Source organism: Staphylococcus rostri, from assembly GCF_002902145.1.
Classification (GTDB): Bacteria; Bacillota; Bacilli; order Staphylococcales; family Staphylococcaceae; genus Staphylococcus; species Staphylococcus rostri.
Genome location: NZ_PPRF01000027.1, coordinates 1 through 17593, shown reverse-complemented (window position 1 = coordinate 17593; position 17593 = coordinate 1). Strand labels below are relative to the sequence as shown.

Annotated in this window: 17 protein-coding genes; 1 reads left to right on the top strand and 16 read right to left on the bottom strand. The window is 37.5% G+C overall.

Annotated features, from left to right (window positions below; genetic code table 11):
- Nucleotides 1-457: 457 nt before the first annotated feature.
- The 15 genes from CD122_RS04965 to zapA form a co-directional block, all read right to left on the bottom strand.
- On the bottom strand, nucleotides 458-778 hold the full coding sequence (locus CD122_RS04965) for a hypothetical protein (RefSeq protein ID WP_103357899.1): 321 nt from the start codon (nucleotides 776-778) through the stop codon (nucleotides 458-460).
- A gap of 420 nt (nucleotides 779-1198) precedes the next feature.
- Nucleotides 1199-1534, bottom strand: coding sequence for a hypothetical protein (locus tag CD122_RS04960; RefSeq protein WP_103357898.1), 336 nt, complete (start codon nucleotides 1532-1534; stop codon nucleotides 1199-1201).
- A 213-nt stretch (nucleotides 1535-1747) separates the two neighbouring features.
- Nucleotides 1748-1873, bottom strand: a complete 126-nt coding sequence (locus tag CD122_RS12495; RefSeq protein WP_276307403.1) for a hypothetical protein — start codon at nucleotides 1871-1873, stop codon at nucleotides 1748-1750.
- A gap of 28 nt (nucleotides 1874-1901) precedes the next feature.
- Nucleotides 1902-2402 (bottom strand): YfcE family phosphodiesterase, encoded by a 501-nt coding sequence (locus CD122_RS04955; protein ID WP_103357897.1) that lies wholly within the window; start codon nucleotides 2400-2402, stop codon nucleotides 1902-1904.
- A gap of 2 nt (nucleotides 2403-2404) precedes the next feature.
- Nucleotides 2405-2986 (bottom strand): XTP/dITP diphosphatase, encoded by a 582-nt coding sequence (locus tag CD122_RS04950; RefSeq protein WP_103357896.1) that lies wholly within the window; start codon nucleotides 2984-2986, stop codon nucleotides 2405-2407.
- Between the two features lie 12 nt (nucleotides 2987-2998).
- Nucleotides 2999-3796 (bottom strand): glutamate racemase, encoded by a 798-nt coding sequence (gene racE, locus CD122_RS04945; protein WP_103357895.1) that lies wholly within the window; start codon nucleotides 3794-3796, stop codon nucleotides 2999-3001.
- A 174-nt stretch (nucleotides 3797-3970) separates the two neighbouring features.
- Nucleotides 3971-4780, bottom strand: coding sequence for a succinate dehydrogenase iron-sulfur subunit (sdhB, locus tag CD122_RS04940; RefSeq protein ID WP_103357894.1), 810 nt, complete (start codon nucleotides 4778-4780; stop codon nucleotides 3971-3973).
- A complete protein-coding gene (gene sdhA, locus CD122_RS04935) occupies nucleotides 4780-6546 on the bottom strand; it encodes a succinate dehydrogenase flavoprotein subunit (RefSeq protein ID WP_103357893.1) in 1767 nt (588 codons plus the stop codon). Before sdhA ends, sdhB begins: the two co-directional genes overlap by 1 nt.
- Nucleotides 6547-6579: 33 nt before the next feature.
- Nucleotides 6580-7191, bottom strand: coding sequence for a succinate dehydrogenase cytochrome b558 subunit (locus tag CD122_RS04930; protein WP_103357892.1), 612 nt, complete (start codon nucleotides 7189-7191; stop codon nucleotides 6580-6582).
- A gap of 169 nt (nucleotides 7192-7360) precedes the next feature.
- Nucleotides 7361-9148 (bottom strand): excinuclease ABC subunit UvrC, encoded by a 1788-nt coding sequence (gene uvrC / locus CD122_RS04925; protein ID WP_103357891.1) that lies wholly within the window; start codon nucleotides 9146-9148, stop codon nucleotides 7361-7363.
- A 239-nt stretch (nucleotides 9149-9387) separates the two neighbouring features.
- Complete coding sequence (trxA, locus tag CD122_RS04920; protein ID WP_103357890.1) at nucleotides 9388-9702, bottom strand: thioredoxin; 315 nt, start codon at nucleotides 9700-9702, stop codon at nucleotides 9388-9390.
- A gap of 76 nt (nucleotides 9703-9778) precedes the next feature.
- Nucleotides 9779-12127, bottom strand: a complete 2349-nt coding sequence (locus CD122_RS04915) for an endonuclease MutS2 (protein ID WP_103357889.1) — start codon at nucleotides 12125-12127, stop codon at nucleotides 9779-9781.
- A gap of 16 nt (nucleotides 12128-12143) precedes the next feature.
- Complete coding sequence (gene polX / locus CD122_RS04910; RefSeq protein ID WP_103357900.1) at nucleotides 12144-13853, bottom strand: DNA polymerase/3'-5' exonuclease PolX; 1710 nt, start codon at nucleotides 13851-13853, stop codon at nucleotides 12144-12146.
- Nucleotides 13854-14001: 148 nt separating this feature from the next.
- Complete coding sequence (locus CD122_RS04905) at nucleotides 14002-14520, bottom strand: CvpA family protein (RefSeq protein WP_103357888.1); 519 nt, start codon at nucleotides 14518-14520, stop codon at nucleotides 14002-14004.
- Nucleotide 14521: 1 nt separating this feature from the next.
- Nucleotides 14522-14788: a cell division protein ZapA gene (gene zapA / locus CD122_RS04900; protein ID WP_044359820.1), complete on the bottom strand. Its 267-nt coding sequence runs from the start codon at nucleotides 14786-14788 to the stop codon at nucleotides 14522-14524.
- Between the two features lie 153 nt (nucleotides 14789-14941).
- On the opposite strand from zapA, the gene rnhC reads away from it, so the two are divergent.
- The gene (gene rnhC, locus CD122_RS04895) at nucleotides 14942-15880 is read left to right on the top strand and encodes a ribonuclease HIII (protein WP_103357887.1); all 939 of its coding nucleotides are present in this window, start codon (nucleotides 14942-14944) and stop codon (nucleotides 15878-15880) included.
- Nucleotides 15881-16147: 267 nt separating this feature from the next.
- Here rnhC and CD122_RS04885 read toward each other — a convergent pair whose 3' ends face one another.
- Nucleotides 16148-17353, bottom strand: coding sequence for an MFS transporter (locus CD122_RS04885; protein WP_103357885.1), 1206 nt, complete (start codon nucleotides 17351-17353; stop codon nucleotides 16148-16150).
- Nucleotides 17354-17593 lie beyond the last annotated feature (240 nt).

The following is a 17593-nucleotide window of genomic DNA, read 5'->3' as shown; positions in this document are numbered from 1 at the left end:
GTATATATGTTAAAAAAGCCGTTAAAATTCATTTTAGAGAATTTTAACGGCTTTTTCTTAGGGAATCTGAGTGCTTATGTCCCAGCCCCTTTTTCCATTTTTTTCAAATAATTTATTATAAATAATGACATTCATCGATCCTAATACACGCGTAGTATTTATTATTTATTTGATGATTAAAATCCGGAATATGTACATAATGAATACTTTGTTTATCTTCATAATTTTTACTAGTTTCATCTATAAACTACTGAACTTAAATCTAACTCGTTTTGTTAGCTTTGTCTAATTCTATTAATTTAATCAACTTTATTCTTATCTGCCCTAGTTTACCCACTTTCATTTTAACACTCATATCATTACATCTATTGTTCCACTACTCATTACTATATAGCGATCTAAAATAAAGATAATTTACCAGTCCCTACAGTAATATTCCCCACTTCAATTGCTTGCTTTACTTCTTTTTAAATAAATTGTCAAATGATGATAAAGTAGCCGGATTACTTGTTGGATACGACACATCTTTTCCAATAATGTCTAAGTCGTTATTTTCAACTAAATCAAGATGCGTTACTTTGCCAATTTTTTTATTATATGTAACCATTGAACCAAGAATATATGTTGCTAATACTTTTTGTTGGTACAATGCAACCACATAGTTTACATCGTCTAAACGCTTTGGAGATATTTTCCATTCTCCATTAACCCTTTCAAGCACCTCTTCATTATTCGTTGGTTTTTCGCCAGTTAACTTTATAATTAATAGGTCCTTCATAATACCTCACTCCTTATACCCTTTGCACTAAATATGTGATTTACAATATTATTTATTCATTTTATCAATGCATATTTATATTAACACACATGATAAATCAAGAATATAGCATTTAAGAAATTTACAATTCAATTTTAGATATTTTTTAGTGCACTCATATAGGCGAAGTGATGCTTATGTTACATATAAGACATTTTAAAAATAGCGACTCGTTTTATCTAGACCATTCACTACTACAATTTTAGCTATGAGATTATTTTACAGCTAATACACACATAAAACGTGCTGTCTTTGATTTGATAGCTGCTCTACCTTTACAATGACAACACGTCTAATTCTTATTTAACTAAAAAAAAAGCGCAACGCTCTAGTTTACTTAACTCAACAGAGATTGCGCGATACAGTAGTATGCCTTTTATTCTATTCTGTTTCACCAAACAAATTGCTTTCAGATGAGAGTGTCGCAGGATTACTTGTTTTATAATCCACAAATTGTCCGATATATTTTTCGTATGTGTCATCTTCTAGTAATTCTAAATCTTCAACTCTACCTGTAGATCGATTATATTTAAACTCATCACCTAATCTATAAGTCGCAACTACTTCTTGTAGCACTAATACCACAACATATTTCACATCGTCTAAACGTTTTGGAGATATTTTCCATTTCCCTGTAACTCTTTCTTTGAGTTCTTTAGCACTTTCATCATGTTCTTTTGATAACTTGATTACTAAGATATTTTTATTATCATCCATCATTATCCCTCCTTCATATCGCAACTTTCCATCAAATGAATTAGTGATTTACACAATTAATTCATATGAATATTATCATAAATTTGCCTGAAAGTAAATAAATACAGAGTGCTTAAACCCTTGATTTCATTGATATTGCAAGTAAAAACGAAAGAGCAAGCCCATTTATTTTATAGGCTCACTCATCTTTTTCATTTCATTTAGTTGTTCAAGTTATTTCTTACCATATACTAGGTCTAAAATCATATCCGTGATGGCATATGCCGCTACTACTAAGGCTGCTAATCCACTCATATAATTCATTGCTGCTTTGATTTTCGTCTTTGTAATATTTGACATGATACGCACCTCATTTAAAATTATGAATCTATATTAACTCAATACTTTCAATGATTTGATGATTGCGGTTTCTAAAGTTTACTACTGCATGTGCCTCATCAAATTTAATTTCTGCATATGTTTCTTCCACATTACTGCGAGATTGTGAAATACTGCCCGGATTAATTACATGGATGCCATTGATTTTTTCATAGCGTGCCACGTGTGTATGACCATACAATGCAAATTGCGCACCTTGTTGACGTGCTTGTTCAGCGACCATCTCTCTTGAACGGTTAACACCAAAAAGATGACCGTGTGTTAAAAAGAATGTGACATCATCAAACTTTGCCATAGCTGTTTCTGGAAATTCTGGATAAAAGTCCATATTCCCTTTTACACGTTGATAAAGGCTCAACTCGGTATCATCATATTCAAACTCCGAATCTCCGAGATGAAAGAAGCCATCTGCGTCTTGGTGCTGTTCATAAATATCGTATAAAATACCAGTTTCTGAATGATTATCACTTACTGCTATCCATTTTTTCATGTTTAATCATCACCTTGAATGAATGCTTGTAGTTGGTCGATGGCTTTACGTCTATGACTGATTTCTGCTTTTTCTGTCGCAGTCAACTGTGCCATTGTTTTATTTTTGCTTGGCACATAAAATACTGGATCATAACCGAAGCCATTTTCGCCATTGCGCTGTAATGTAATTTCGCCGTCAATCGTTCCTGTAAATGTATGTGTGTCTCCTTCAGCAGTTGTCATACTGATAACACATACAAAGCGGGCATCACGTTGCGTTTGACTCCCTAACTTTTCTAATAGTTTATCAATATTCGCCTCGTCATTCTTTGCTTCACCTGCATATCGTGCTGAATAAATACCTGGTTCGCCGTTTAAAGCTGCGACTTCTAAGCCACTATCATCAGCAATAACTGTTTTTCCTAATGCTTTTGCTGCTGCTTCTGACTTCAAGCGTGCATTCTCTTCAAATGTCGTTCCTGTTTCTTCAACGTCAAAATCAGCAATCAATTCGTTAATCCCAATCACTTGGTCATTCACGAAAATCGTCTTAAAATCATTAATTTTTCCTTGATTGGATGATGCGATTACAATTTCTGCCATCGGTCACCCCTCCTATTTCAATGTAATTTGTTGTACTTCTGCCTCTATTTTCAACCATTCTTTAATAATATACGTCATATGTGTGACATCCCCGTTCGCAAAAAAGCGATGTTGCGGATTTGGATTATAATGGGCATGTTCATGACTAAAGGTCAATAATGCGCTCACTTCACGTGCCGTTTCCAATCCAGAGGAAATCACAACTTTGTGTTTGCCAAAATAATCATAAATTGGCTGATACAATAATGGATAATGTGTACATCCTAAAATAACTGTATCTGCATCGTATTGGCGCCAACTTTTTAATGTTTGATGAATAATAATATTCGTAATCGTAGGATCTTTATATTTCATTTCTTCAACAAGTGGTACAAAGCCTGGACACGCAACACCACGTACTTCTACGTGCGGGTTAATGCGATTAATTTGGTGGCGATATGCTTCCGACTTAATTGTACCTTCAGTCCCTAACACGAGTACTTTTTGATTTTTAGTTGTCATAATTGCTGTACGTGCACCCGGCTCAATCACACCAATCACAGGTATTTTCAATTGTTGCTGTAACGCTTCAAGTGCCACTGCTGTTGCTGTGTTACAAGCGATAACGAGCATTTTAATATTATACTGTGTGAGATATTCTGCCATTTGAATCGTGAATGCTCTCACTTCTTCTGCACTTCTCGGTCCGTATGGGCAACGTCCCACATCTCCAAGATAGTAAATGGTTTCATTGGGGAGCTGTCGCATGATTTCCTTTGCGACCGTAAGTCCGCCCACACCTGAATCCATGACGCCAATTGGTCTTTCCATGGCTTTCAACCTCTTCTCTGTTTTCTTAAAGACCATTTTAACATTGATGAAAGTCGTATGCTAGAAAGACAAATTTGAGATAAGAACATCAACACCTCAAACTTCGTCGTATAAATGTCAGTAGACAAAAAGTAAGGCCGGAACAACAGTGTGCTCCAGCCTTTTTATATTTTATTAATCCACTAAATGATCTGAACCAAAGAATGATTTGAACATGTGGAATGATGTTTCTCTGTTTAATGCTGCGATTGATGTTGTCAATGGAATACCTTTTGGACAAGCTTGTACACAGTTTTGTGAGTTACCACAAGCTTGTAAACCACCCATATCCATTAAAGCAGACAAGCGCTCATCTTTCGTCATAGAACCTGTTGGGTGTAAGTTGAACAAACGTACTTGTGAGATTGCTTGTGCACCAACGAAACTGTTGTTGCGTGTTACGTTTGGACATACTTCTAAACATACACCACACGTCATACATTTAGATAATTCATAAGCTGTTTGACGTTTTTTCTCAGGCATACGTGGTCCCGGACCTAAGTCATACGTACCATCGATTGGTACCCATGCTTTCATACGTTTCAAGTTATCGAACATACGTGTACGATCGACTTGTAAGTCACGAATTACTGGGAACGTACTCATTGGTTCAAGACGGATCGGTTGTTCAAGTTGATCAACGATTGCCGAACATGATTGACGTGCACGACCATTGATAACCATCGAACAAGCACCACATACTTCTTCTAAGCAGTTCATATCCCAAGTAACTGGTGTTGTTTTTTCCCCTTTATCATTGTACGGATTACGTTGAATTTCCATCAAACAAGCGATGATATTCATGTTATCACGATAAGGAATAACAAATGTCTCTTCATAAGGTTGAGAATTTTCATCCTTTTGACGTTTGATGATTAACTTAACCGTTCTATTCGCATTTTGGTTGGGTTGTTGTGCTGCAACTTGTTCTTTTGTGCTAGTCATTATTTTTTACCCCCTTTTGACTTACTTGTGTAGTCACGTTTACGAGGTGGGATTAAGCTAACATCAACAGGCTTATACGTAAAGGCTGGTTTTTCATGCGGACCTTGGTATTGCGCCAATGTATGCTTCAACCACTCTTCATCGTTACGCTCTGGGAATTCTGGTTTGTAGTGTGCACCACGAGATTCGTTACGGTTGTAAGCACCGATTGTGATAACACGTGCCAACACAAGCATGTTCCACAATTGACGTGTGAAGAACACCGCTTGGTTACTCCATTGTGATGTATCTTCCATGTCAATGTCTTCATAGCGTTTCATTAACTCGACAATTTTCTTATCTGTTTCTAATAAACGCTTGTTATCACGAACAACTGTTACGTTCGCTGTCATAATTTCACCAAGTTCACGGTGCAATTTATATGCATTTTCAGTACCCTTCATATTTAAAAGCTTATCAAAACGTGCTTGTTCTTCGTCAACACGTTGTTGATACATCTTGTCATCCATATCAACATAAGACTTTTCAACATTTTTCACGTACTTCACAGCATTTGGTCCTGCAACTGTACCACCATAGATTGCTGATAGTAACGAGTTCGCACCAAGTCGGTTACCACCGTGTTGTGAGAAGTCACATTCACCAGCAGCAAATAGACCGTCAATGTTTGTCATTTGATCGTAGTCTACATATAAGCCACCCATTGAGTAGTGAACCGCTGGGAAGATTTTCATTGGTACTTTACGTGGATCGTCACCCGTGAATTTTTCATAAATTTCAATGATACCACCAAGCTTAACATCAAGCTCATGTGGATCTTTATGTGATAAGTCAAGGTATACCATGTTTTCACCATTGATACCTAACTTTTGGTTTACGCAGACATCAAAGATTTCACGCGTTGCAATGTCACGTGGCACTAAGTTACCGTAATCCGGATATTTTTCCTCTAAGAAATACCATGGTTTACCGTCTTTATACGTCCAAATACGTCCACCTTCACCACGTGCAGATTCAGACATTAAACGTAACTTGTCATCACCAGGAATTGCTGTTGGGTGGATTTGGATAAATTCACCGTTCGCATATTGTACACCTTGTTGGTATACGATAGATGCTGCTGAACCTGTGTTGATCATTGAGTTCGTTGTTTTACCGAAGATGATACCAGGACCACCTGTTGCCATAATTACCGCATCTGAACCAAATGACTTGATTTCAGACGTTGTAATGTTTTGGGCAACAATCCCGCGTGCTGCGTTGTCATCATCTTTAACAACACCAAGGAATTCCCAGCCTTCATACTTCGTTACAAGTCCATCTACTTCAAAACTACGCACTTGCTCATCTAATGCGTACAACAATTGTTGCCCTGTTGTTGCACCTGCAAATGCTGTTCTGTGATGAAGTGTTCCACCGAAACGACGGAAATCTAATAAACCTTCACTCGTTCTGTTAAACATAACACCCATGCGATCAAGCAAATGGATAATCTTAGGTGCTGCTTCAGTCATCTTTTGAACAGGTGGTTGGTCGGCTAAGAAGTCGCCACCATATACCGTATCATCAAAATGAATCCATGGTGAATCGCCTTCACCTTTTGTGTTGACTGCCCCGTTGATACCGCCTTGTGCACAAACTGAGTGAGAGCGTTTAACTGGAACGATTGAGAACAAGTCAACGTGTACACCTTGTTCTGCTGCTTTAATTGTTGACATGAGACCTGCTAGTCCACCACCGACAACAATAATTTTATTCTCTGCCATAAAATAGTCACTCCCCTGAAATGATTAAACCGTTTATAAGAACGCTAAGATCGCACTTACACCGATGTATGATACTACTAAGAAAATCACTAATGATACCCATGTAAAAATACGTTGTGACTTTGGTGACTGCAAGATACCCCAAGTCACTAAGAATGACCATAAGCCATTCGCAAAGTGAAATACAACTGCTACGATACACACGATATAGAAAATCAACCAAAGTGGATTTGTCACGATATCATGAATCATATCGAAGTTCACTTCATGACCCATTAATTTTTGGATACGTGTTTGCCACATATGCACCATTACGAAGATGAACGTTAATAATCCAGATAAACGTTGGAATAAGAACATCCAGTTACGCATATATGAGTAATGGCCAATGTTGTGGCTCGCTGTGAATGCAATATGCACACCGTAAACCGCGTGGTACAAGATTGGAATGTAAATCATAATAATCTCTAAGGCGTACAAAAACGGTAACGAGTCCATAAAGCCTGCCGCTTTGTTAAATGCCTCTACCCCCTGAGTTGCTTGGTGGTTAACCATTAAATGTACTAATAAGAAAGCACCTAATGGCACAACACCGAGTAACGAGTGTAGACGTCTAAGGTAGAATTGGTTCTTTGATTGTGTCAAAGGAAGTCCCCCCTGCGATACTATTAATTTTTTGACTTCTTTTTCGGCGATTGCCCTTGCCTTTAGAAAACGTTTGCATCAACGTGTAAAAAAAAGAAATCAATTCACTATTATTGTAACACTAAATGTGACAAATTTGGGTATGAGAATGATTCTCATACCAAATTTATCATGACGACTCGTGTAAGGCATTAAACACATTGGTAGCCGCCTGTTTGGGGAGTCCTGTCGCTTGTAGTTCTTCAACCGTTGCCTCGCGCATTTTCTTAATTGAGCCAAAAGTTCTTAATAAGTTGGCTTTACGTTTCGGACCAATTCCTTCTATATTATCTAGCACAGATTGTAATCCTGTTTTACGACGTGTTTGACGATGGAATGTAATCGCAAAACGATGGACTTCATCTTGAATACGATGTAATAAATAAAACGCTTGGCTATTCTTTTTAAGTGGAATGACTTCTGCATCATGTCCATATAATAGTTCTGCCGTTTGGTGTTTATCATTTTTCGCCAAACCTGCGACAGGAACATCAAGTCCAAGTTCATTTTCCAGCACATCTATCACACCTGACATATGCCCTTTACCCCCATCGACAATAATCAAGTCTGGCAATGGTAAACCTTCATTTAATACACGCGTATATCGACGACGTACTACTTCTCGCATTGTTTTGTAGTCATCAGGGCCTTCAACCGTTTTGACTTTATATTTGCGGTAGCCTTTTTTGTCCGGTTTTCCGTCTACAAATGTGACCATCGCTGAAACGGGATCCACACCTTGAATATTCGAGTTATCAAACGCTTCAATACGTATCGGCGTTTGAATGCCCATCGCATCGCCCAACTCTTCAATCGCATTAATCGTACGTGATTCGTCTCGCGCAATGAGTTCAAACTTATTCTCAAGCGAGATTTTCGCATTTTTATTCGCCAAATCTACCAGCTGTTTCTTCTGTCCACGTTGCGGCGTTAATATCGTAGTATCCACGACAGAATGAATCATGTCCACGTCTAAACCTTTTGGAACGTGCACTTCTTTCGGTAAAAAGTGCTGATTCAGTTGATAAAATTGCCCGATAAACGTATAAAATTCTTCCTCAGGCGTTTGTTGTAGCGGAAACATCGTCGCTTCTCGCTCAATCAAATTCCCTTGACGTACGAAAAACACTTGAATACACATCCAACCTTTTTCAACACTGTACCCAAAGACATCTCGTACCGTCTGATCGGTTGAAATCACTTTTTGCTTATTCGTTAAGTTTTGAACATGCTGAATTAAGTCTCGGTATTCTTTTGCTTGTTCAAATGCCATCTGTTCACTCGCTTCTAACATACGCGTCTCTAAATGGCGTAAAATCGTTTTATCCTCGCCATTTAAAAAGTCGGAAATCTCTCGAGACATCCGTTCATATTCTTCATTTTCTACATTATAAACGCACGGACCGAGACATTGCCCAATATGATAGTACAAACACAAGCGATTTGGCATCTTATCACACTTACGAAACGGATAAATACGATCAAGTAACTTCTTCGTTTCATGTGCGGAATATGCATTCGGATACGGTCCAAAATATTTACCGCTTCCCTTACGAACCGTGCGAGTCACAATAAGCTTCGGATGACGCTCTTTCGTAATCTTAATAAATGGATACGTCTTACCATCCTTAAGTAAAATATTGTAGCGTGGCTGATACTTCTTAATTAAGTTTAATTCGAGTAACAGCGACTCCGTTTCACTTGATGTAACAATATATTCAAAATCAACAATCTCACTTACAAGCCGTGTCGTTTTCGTATCATGCGAACCTGTAAAGTACGAACGCACACGATTGCGCAGTCGTTTCGCTTTACCTACATAAATGACTTGATTTTGTCTATCTCGCATCAAGTAACATCCCGGCTCCATCGGCAACACACTTAACTTCTTCTTAATATTCGCTTTAACATCTTCCAAAAAATATCACCTACTTTCGGGGAGTGAGTCAGGCATTTCATTAATCTAAAAAATCATTCCGTGACTCTAGACTCAATAACTCAATTTTAATTTTTCTATACCCGTTCTCATCAATTTTTGACGGCTTTTATTTAAAAATCTGCGTATGAAAAGCCTACCCGCAACGAACTACGAATAGGCTTTCTTGATGTACTGCCGTGTGCTATGTTATAGCGTCACACACAACGCCTCTTTACATCTTATAAATGTTTATCTAATACTTGTGCTAAGTTTTCTTTAGGTTGGAAACCAACAATTTTATCTACTGGTTCACCATCTTTGAACACGATAAGTGTTGGGATACTCATTACTTCAAATTTTGCAGCTGTTGCTTGGTTTTGGTCTACATCTAATTTTAAGATGTCTGCTTTACCTTCGTAATCTGCTGCTAAGTCTTCCAATACTGGTGCAATCATTTTACAAGGTCCACACCAAGTTGCCCAGAAATCTACTAATTTAACGCCTTCATTGATTTGTTGATCAAATTTTGCATCTGTTGCTTCAATAATAGCCATAAGTTATAGCCTCCTCGATATTTAATGATGAACAAATTATAACAAATCGGTTCATACCTTTCACTTTTAATGCTCATTAGCGTAAAGTCGCGACTGTAACGCCAAATCCACCTTCACTCGGCATACCACCACGGAAGTCTGCCACACTCTTATGACGTTTCAAATGTTGTTGTACACCTTTTTGTAAGGCACCTGTTCCTTTACCATGAATAATGTAAACATCTTCATAGTTGCTGAGAACTGCTTGATCCAAATATTGATCAAGTGCAACCATTGCTTCATCATAACGGTAACCACGTAAATCCAACTCCATTTTGACAGTAGAACGGTTCGTACGTGTAACCATTTTGCTCGGTTGTTGTTTCGTTTTTTCTTTCTTTTCTAAGTCTTTCAATGGTAACTTCATCTTAATAATACCCATTTGAACGACCGCTTCATCATCGTCAAGTAGCTCTAACACTTCACCTTTTTGACCGTATGACAATACTTTGACTTCATCGCCAGCTTTAATTTCGTCCCAACGCTGTTTCTTCACGTCTTGTTTGATGGACTTCGCTTCATATTGATTTTCAAGTTGTTTCTTCTTATCAATCAATTCGTGTTCTTTAACTTCTGCACCTTTTTGATCACGCATTTGACGTAATGACTTCACAATATCATCCGCTTCTTGTGTCGCCGCTATCACGTGTTGGTTCGCTTTCTCTTTTGCTTCTTCCATTAAACGCGCTTCAAAGTTTTGATACTTGTCATATTGCTTCGTTAAGTCGCGATGAATCGTTTCTGCTTCTCGCACAAGACGGTCCAATTCAATTCGTTGGTCATCCACACGTTTAGCATTATGTTCTAACGATGCAATCATCTCATTAATTTCTTGTTCATCTTGGCCAATCATCGTTTTAGCATGGTTGATAATTTTCAAGCCAAGTCCTAAGCGTTTTGAAATATCAAAGGCATTCGAACGTCCGGGCACACCCATTAATAATTTGTAGGTTGGGCTCAGCGTATCTACGTCGAATTCCACACTTGCGTTCATCACACCTTCGCGATTATAGCTGTACGCTTTCAGTTCAGGATAGTGTGTGGTTGCCATTACTAACGCGCCTATTGATTGCACATGGTCTAAAATACTCATCGCTAAGGCAGCACCTTCACTTGGGTCGGTACCAGCACCTAACTCATCGAATAAAATGAGGCTATTCGCATTGGCTTCTTCTAAAATGCCGACAATTGTTTTCATATGTGAAGAGAACGTTGATAATGATTGTTCAATCGACTGTTCGTCACCAATATCACAGAACACATTGTCAAACACACTAAGTTGACTGCCATCTAATGTAGGAATTAACAGCCCTGATTGTGCCATGACAATAATCAGTCCGAGTGTTTTCAGTGTCACTGTTTTACCACCCGTATTCGGCCCGGTAATAATCACCGTTTGAATATTGTCTTCAAACTCAATTGTATTCGCCACAACCGTTTCTCTATCCAATAGCGGATGAAACGCCTTTGGTAAATAGACTTTACGTGTTTCTGAAAATGCCGGCTTTGTCCCTTTTATCTTTGCGGCATAACGCGCTTTAGCAATTAAGAAATCTAAATGTCCCATAATTTCTTCAGCAACAAGACAGCCTTCCGCTTCTGCCGCCACTTCCGCTGTTAATGCCATTAAAATACGATTGACCTCTGTTGCTTCTTCACTTCTTAAACGACTCACTTGGTTGTTCAATTCCACGACAGCAGACGGTTCGATATAAAGCGTTTGACCAGAGGCTGATTGGTCATGCACGATACCATTAAAATCTTGACGATACTCGGCTTTTACAGGAATAACGTGGCGTTCATTACGTACCGTTACTAAGGTATCAGAAAGTTTCTTTTGGTTGCCCGTCGATTTTACAATACGATCTAACTGTGCTTTGACACGTTGATTCGTCTTAGAAATGCGACTGCGAATCGCTTGTAATTCTGTACTCGCTGAATCGAATAGGTCATGCGTGTCACATGTTAGATGAATCGACTGATACAGTGGTGTTAGAACCGGCAAGCGTTGCATTTGTCCATCTAAAATCTCATAATGCAACGCTTCTTCCTCTTCAACAATTTGGTTGTAAAACGTCTTAAATTGATTTTGTACTTGAATTAAACGCTTAATCGCATTTAATTCTTGGACGTTCAACGTTCCGCCTATTTGCGCACGTTTAATGTATGTGCTAACAGCTGACAGCCCACTCAAGCTTGGCATACGATATTGGTTGTATACTTTGGCGATTTCATCCATTTCGTCCATTTGAAACGTCACTGTCTCATAATCTGTCGCCGGCGTGAGCGCTTGGACTTTCGCACGCCCTAAGTCACTGATTACTTCTTGTTCAATGCTGTCTTTGACCTTATCAAACTCTAATATTTCTAAAGTTTTTGTTTTCATAAAAACCCCTCAATCTCTATTTACCCTGCTTCGGTTGCGTAATAAATGTTTTAAATGCATCACGCGACATCGCATTTAAGACGTGTTGTCGTTTTACCCATCCTTTTTGTGCCGTTGCGACACCATACTTCATTAAGTCTAGATGATCTACATGATGGGCATCGGTATTAATCGTTACCATTAAATCCGGATTTTGACGTAGCACATCTACACTCAAATCGAGTCGTTTCGGATTGGCATTAATTTCTAAAACTGTACCTGTTTCACGACACAATGCGATTAATTGTTCCATATTCGGTTCATACCCTTTACGCTTACCGATAATTCTACCTGTTGGGTGCGCAATATGTCGAACATATGGATTACGAGAAGCTGTTTCTAGACGTTTCATAATTTCCGCTTCACTTTGGTTGAAACTTTGATGAATCGCCGCAATTACATAGTCTAATTGTGCGAGCACTTCATCGTCATAGTCTAAAGTGCCATCTGGTAAAATATCCATTTCAATCCCTGAATAAATATCAATTTCATCATATTCTGCATTCAAAGCATGGATTTCATCACGTTGTTTTAACAGACGATCAACAGACAAGCCATTTGCGACACGTAAACTTTGAGAATGATCGGTAATACACATATAGTCATACCCTTTGGCGATATTTGCCTCCACCATTTCACGCAGACTAAACGCACCATCACTCGCTGTTGTATGCATATGAATATCGCCACGCATATCTTCTAATGTAATAATATCTGATAAGTCTTTATCAAATTCTGACCCATCTTCACGCATACTCGGCGCAATCCATGGTGTATTAAAATGCTTGTAAATCGCTTCCTCACTTTCAAGTTGTAGTAGTGAGCCATCTGGTTGTTCGATACCATATTCACTGACTTTTTCGCCTTTCTCTTTCGCAAGTTGACGAATACGAATATTGTGGTCTTTTGAACCAGTGAAATGTTGTAATGTGTGATAAAACGCAGCGGGTTCAATCATGCGGAAGTCAACACCAATTGTTTCATCATCATATGACAATGTTAATGAGACTTTTGTTTCACCTACTGCCACTTTTTCAACTAATTGCGGTATTTCTAGAAGTTGTTCTTGAACTTTTAAAGGTGATTCTGTGCTGATAATATAGTCTAGGTCTTTACTCATTTCTTTCATACGACGGAAACTGCCTGCCACTTCATAGCGCATAATTTCAGGAATTTGTGCTAAATATTCACTAATAACTTTATTTAAACCAATCATTTGATCAATTGGATAGCGATCTTTTTTAGCCCCTAATTCTTTAACTGCTGCTAAATATTTTTCTTCCGTCTTTTTACCGAAACCACTAAGTTCTGACACTTTACCCGCTTCACACGCCGCTTGGAATGATGCTTTATCTGTAATGTCTAATTCTTTATACAATCGTGCAATACGCTTACTGCCCAGCCCAGGTATTTTTAATAATGGTATAAGACCACTTGGCACTTCTGCTTTTAATGCTTCTAATACCGGCGCTTCTTGTGTCGCAATATACGTATTGATGACTTCACCAACACCTTTACCAATATTTTTAAGTGTTGTCACATCTTCAATTTCATCTAGCGTACGATCATCCGTTTCGAGACTTTGTGCCGCTTTACGATATGCAGAAATTTTAAATGCGTTTTCCCCTTTTAATTCCATATATGTTGCGATTTCTTCTAATAAACGTATAATATCTTTCTTTGTTATCACCGTATCCACCTCATTAAAAAAGTGAGTGGGACAGAAACCTTTTATATTAAGATTTCATTGTCCCACCCCGACAATACTGATTGTTTAATGTCATCTGTATTTGTCTTATCTTATTATTTTATACAACCTGACTTTGATTGTTTGTTTATAAATTCAATGTCATCTCTGATAGCAATGGCACTTTTAGGACGAACCATTGCCCAATATGTGACTGTGCAATATGCGTTTGCATCTGTGCGTCAGGTATTAAGACACATACATAGCTCGCCAAATGAAGCACAACAATTGCGGAGATGATACTGACACAGGCACCTAATAGACGTGTTGTTATACCACGACGTCTTGTATTAAATACTGATGCTAAACTGTTTAATACCATGTACATCATTGTTTTGACGATAAGCACTAAAAAAATAAAACCGCATATGCGATCAAAGCGCAACTCTGGTTGACTGAGCGATAACACGTAATGTGCATCGTACGCAAGTGTCTTCGGAAATGGTAAAAACAAGCGTAAGTAATCACTAAATGGCTGGTAAAATTGCTTTGCGATCCCCAAGCCAAATAGCGTGCTACCAAGATGTAACACGCTTGTAACGAATCCGCGATGAAAACCAACCATCATAAATACCAATACGACGACACCGGCTGCCAACACAAACATACTAGTTGCCTCGATGTTTTAAGCGCTGAATTTCTTCTCTTAGGCGTGCATTTTCCTCTTCCAACAACACTAATTCATGCATGACATTCACAGCTGTTAAGACAGATTTACGCACTGAGTCTAGTCCTGCATTGCGACTACCTAGCTCTCGTATTTTAGTATCCACGAGATCTGCAACATAGCGAATGTGTTCTGGATCATCTTCGCCAACAATCGTATAGTGCTGATCATTTATTGTTACATTGATTCGGTTTTTGAACTCACCCATCTACATTCACCTAGCCTATTGTCAATAAATTTGTATATCATGGTACATTATACACGACTTCATTTATTTTGTGTATGATTCCTGTCCCTATTCAATTATTTTCCTAATATATGTTAATATTTGTAAGGATACAACTAGAAAGCGGTGAAAATAATGTCAAATCTTGTACTAGAGTTGTCAAAAGAAGAAATACTTTTATTACGAGGAACGCTTAAAGCCGATCGCGGCAAATTACCCCCCGGCATGATATTCCGTTCCAAATACCAAGGTGTAACCATCAGTATATATAACTCAGGAAAAGGTATGTTTCAAGGTGCTAATAATGACAAAGTGGCAGAGCAATTAATTGGCAGAAGTACATCAGCATCTTCAACTAAGTCCACAAGTAAGCAATCACAAAGCACAACAATTAAATATAATAACTTCAACTGTATTGGTAGTGATGAAGCAGGCAGTGGTGACTACTTTGGTCCACTTACCGTCTGTGCCTGTTATGTCTCAAAAGAAAACATCGCCGTCTTAAAAACATTAGGCGTTGATGATTCTAAAAAAATAACAGATACAAAAATTGTAGAATTGGCAGAACAACTCGTAACATTTCTTCCCCACTCACTACTCGTGTTGGATAACCCTAAATACAACGAACGTAAAGCATTAAACTGGTCACAAGTTAAAATGAAGGCCGTGTTACATAATGAATGTATTAAAAACGTCTTACAAAAAATTGATGCCGACACGCTAGACTATATCGTTATTGATCAATTTACACCGAGACCGACATATGAGCGTTATGCGTTGGGCGACGTTCCTTTGAAAAACAAGACGTGCTATGAAACGAAAGGCGAATCGAAATCACTCGCAATCGCTGCCGCAAGTATTATTTCACGTTACGCTTTTGTCAAACATATGGATGCCCTATCAAAGCAATACAACACGACAATATTAAAAGGTGCAGGCCCTAAAATTGATGTCGCCGCAGCTAAACTCATCGCCAAACATGGCATTGACGTGGTTGATAATATCACGAAAAAAGACTTTAAAAACCGTGATAAAGCATTGAAACTCGTAAACGAACGCTACAATCGAAAATAATGATACACGTAAAATGACGCAATAGCGCCCTTGAATATGTAAGGTGCCATTGCGTCATTTGTTTTTGTGCTTATTATCCATTTTCTTTGCAAGCATCTGAATCGCGGATATAGTTCCAAAGAAAGTTATAATCACTATTACACTTACCCCTATATTGACACGGTATAACCATGGCACAATCCTAAAAACATAAACGTATGCTAAAGTGAGAAGTATGGGTATACTCATAAGCCTATACTTCATTGGAATACCTCCTTAGCCCTTTAATTATTCTTTACTAACAATCCTTCTTAAGGCTGCAAAAATACAGAGTATTATACAGAGTATAGCACTAAAAAATAATGACCAAAAAGAATTATAGCTTTCAAGTATAATACCGCCTAAAAATAAGCCAACCGGTCTAGCAGCAAATACAGCAGTTTTAAACACACTATTTACTCTTCCTAAATATACCTCAGGTGTTAACTCTTGTCGCATTGTGATAATCGCTATATTAAGTATCGCTTGCGTAGAATATGTAACTGCTAAAAATATTGCGAATAAATAAATAGTTAGCGAGAAAGGTAATATAAATCTAAACATTGCGTCTATAATTAAAGTTATAAAAATTAATTTTCCCCACGGTAATTTTAACCGTAAATAATTAGTAACTATAGATCCAAATAATGCACCAAGCGAAGCCACTCCAAAAACCATTCCCAAGCTAGTACTATTACCAGCTAAAACATCTTGTACAAATACAACAACATAAATATAGTACGGACTTATAATTAGATTAGATGCTACAAGAATTACTAACATATCTTTTATTAGAGGTAAATAAAGAATATTTTTAATACCAACTTTAATATCTGAGTATATATCGGATAAACATAAATCAGCTGCTTTAGAAATATAATTGATTGTGATTAAACACAAACTCATAATAGAAATTAAAAACGTCACTGCATCAATCATTAGTAGTAAGGCATACCCTACCGAAGCATAGAGTATCCCTCCCACAATTGGGCCAATAAATTCAGCAATATTCTGAGTCGCATAAATATAACTATTTGCTTCTGTTAGTTGATCTTTTTGTACAATTTTAGGAATTATAGATATTTCTGAAATGCTATGAAAAACTAGCGCAATTCCAGAAATAATAACAACTATGTAAATGTAATAAATATTCAATCCAAAGAAATAATCTACAATAGGAATTGAAAGATAGGCAACAAATCGTGCGAAATCGGCATATTGCATTACACGTTTTTTATTGAACCTATCAATTAATGCCCCTGCAGGTAAACCTAAAAGTGCGTATGGTAAATACCCTAGTGCTGCAACAACCCCTAATTGGAATGGGGAATGTGTAATTTGTAAGACCATTAATGGAAAAACGAATAAAGTTAAAGCATTCCCAAAATTAGAAATGCTAACACCTAAAAAATATACTAAAAACCTCTTATCTTTTATAACCGATTGATACGACATATGAAATCCCCTTTAATTTCAACATCAGATTAAATCTATTTTACCACATTTATTTTCTGAATATTATGTATTTATAAGTGGTATTAAACATTTATTTAATGAAAGACGGACATCGTCATCTATCAAAATAGTGAAAAAAATGTGTGGAAATTAAACTATGCTTTTAACTCACTTCATTTCTTCTTATTAGAACAATCGACTCCAAATCATGTAGATATTTTTCTTTAGTAGAACGTAGGA

Excerpts from the sequence above, each read along its gene's own strand:
- CD122_RS04965 (WP_103357899.1), bottom strand. The coding sequence starts at position 778 with ATGAAGGACCTATTAATTATAAAGTTAACTGGCGAAAAACCAACGAAT.
- CD122_RS04960 (WP_103357898.1), bottom strand. The coding sequence starts at position 1,534 with ATGGATGATAATAAAAATATCTTAGTAATCAAGTTATCAAAAGAACAT.
- CD122_RS12495 (WP_276307403.1), bottom strand. The coding sequence starts at position 1,873 with ATGTCAAATATTACAAAGACGAAAATCAAAGCAGCAATGAATTATATG.
- CD122_RS04955 (WP_103357897.1), bottom strand. The coding sequence starts at position 2,402 with ATGAAAAAATGGATAGCAGTAAGTGATAATCATTCAGAAACTGGTATT.
- CD122_RS04950 (WP_103357896.1), bottom strand. The coding sequence starts at position 2,986 with ATGGCAGAAATTGTAATCGCATCATCCAATCAAGGAAAAATTAATGAT.
- racE (WP_103357895.1), bottom strand. The coding sequence starts at position 3,796 with ATGGAAAGACCAATTGGCGTCATGGATTCAGGTGTGGGCGGACTTACG.
- sdhB (WP_103357894.1), bottom strand. The coding sequence starts at position 4,780 with ATGACTAGCACAAAAGAACAAGTTGCAGCACAACAACCCAACCAAAAT.
- sdhA (WP_103357893.1), bottom strand. The coding sequence starts at position 6,546 with ATGGCAGAGAATAAAATTATTGTTGTCGGTGGTGGACTAGCAGGTCTC.
- trxA (WP_103357890.1), bottom strand. The coding sequence starts at position 9,702 with ATGGCTATTATTGAAGCAACAGATGCAAAATTTGATCAACAAATCAAT.
- CD122_RS04915 (WP_103357889.1), bottom strand. The coding sequence starts at position 12,127 with ATGAAAACAAAAACTTTAGAAATATTAGAGTTTGATAAGGTCAAAGAC.
- CD122_RS04905 (WP_103357888.1), bottom strand. The coding sequence starts at position 14,520 with ATGTTTGTGTTGGCAGCCGGTGTCGTCGTATTGGTATTTATGATGGTT.
- zapA (WP_044359820.1), bottom strand. The coding sequence starts at position 14,788 with ATGGGTGAGTTCAAAAACCGAATCAATGTAACAATAAATGATCAGCAC.
- rnhC (WP_103357887.1), top strand. The coding sequence starts at position 14,942 with ATGTCAAATCTTGTACTAGAGTTGTCAAAAGAAGAAATACTTTTATTA.
- CD122_RS04885 (WP_103357885.1), bottom strand. The coding sequence starts at position 17,353 with ATGTCGTATCAATCGGTTATAAAAGATAAGAGGTTTTTAGTATATTTT.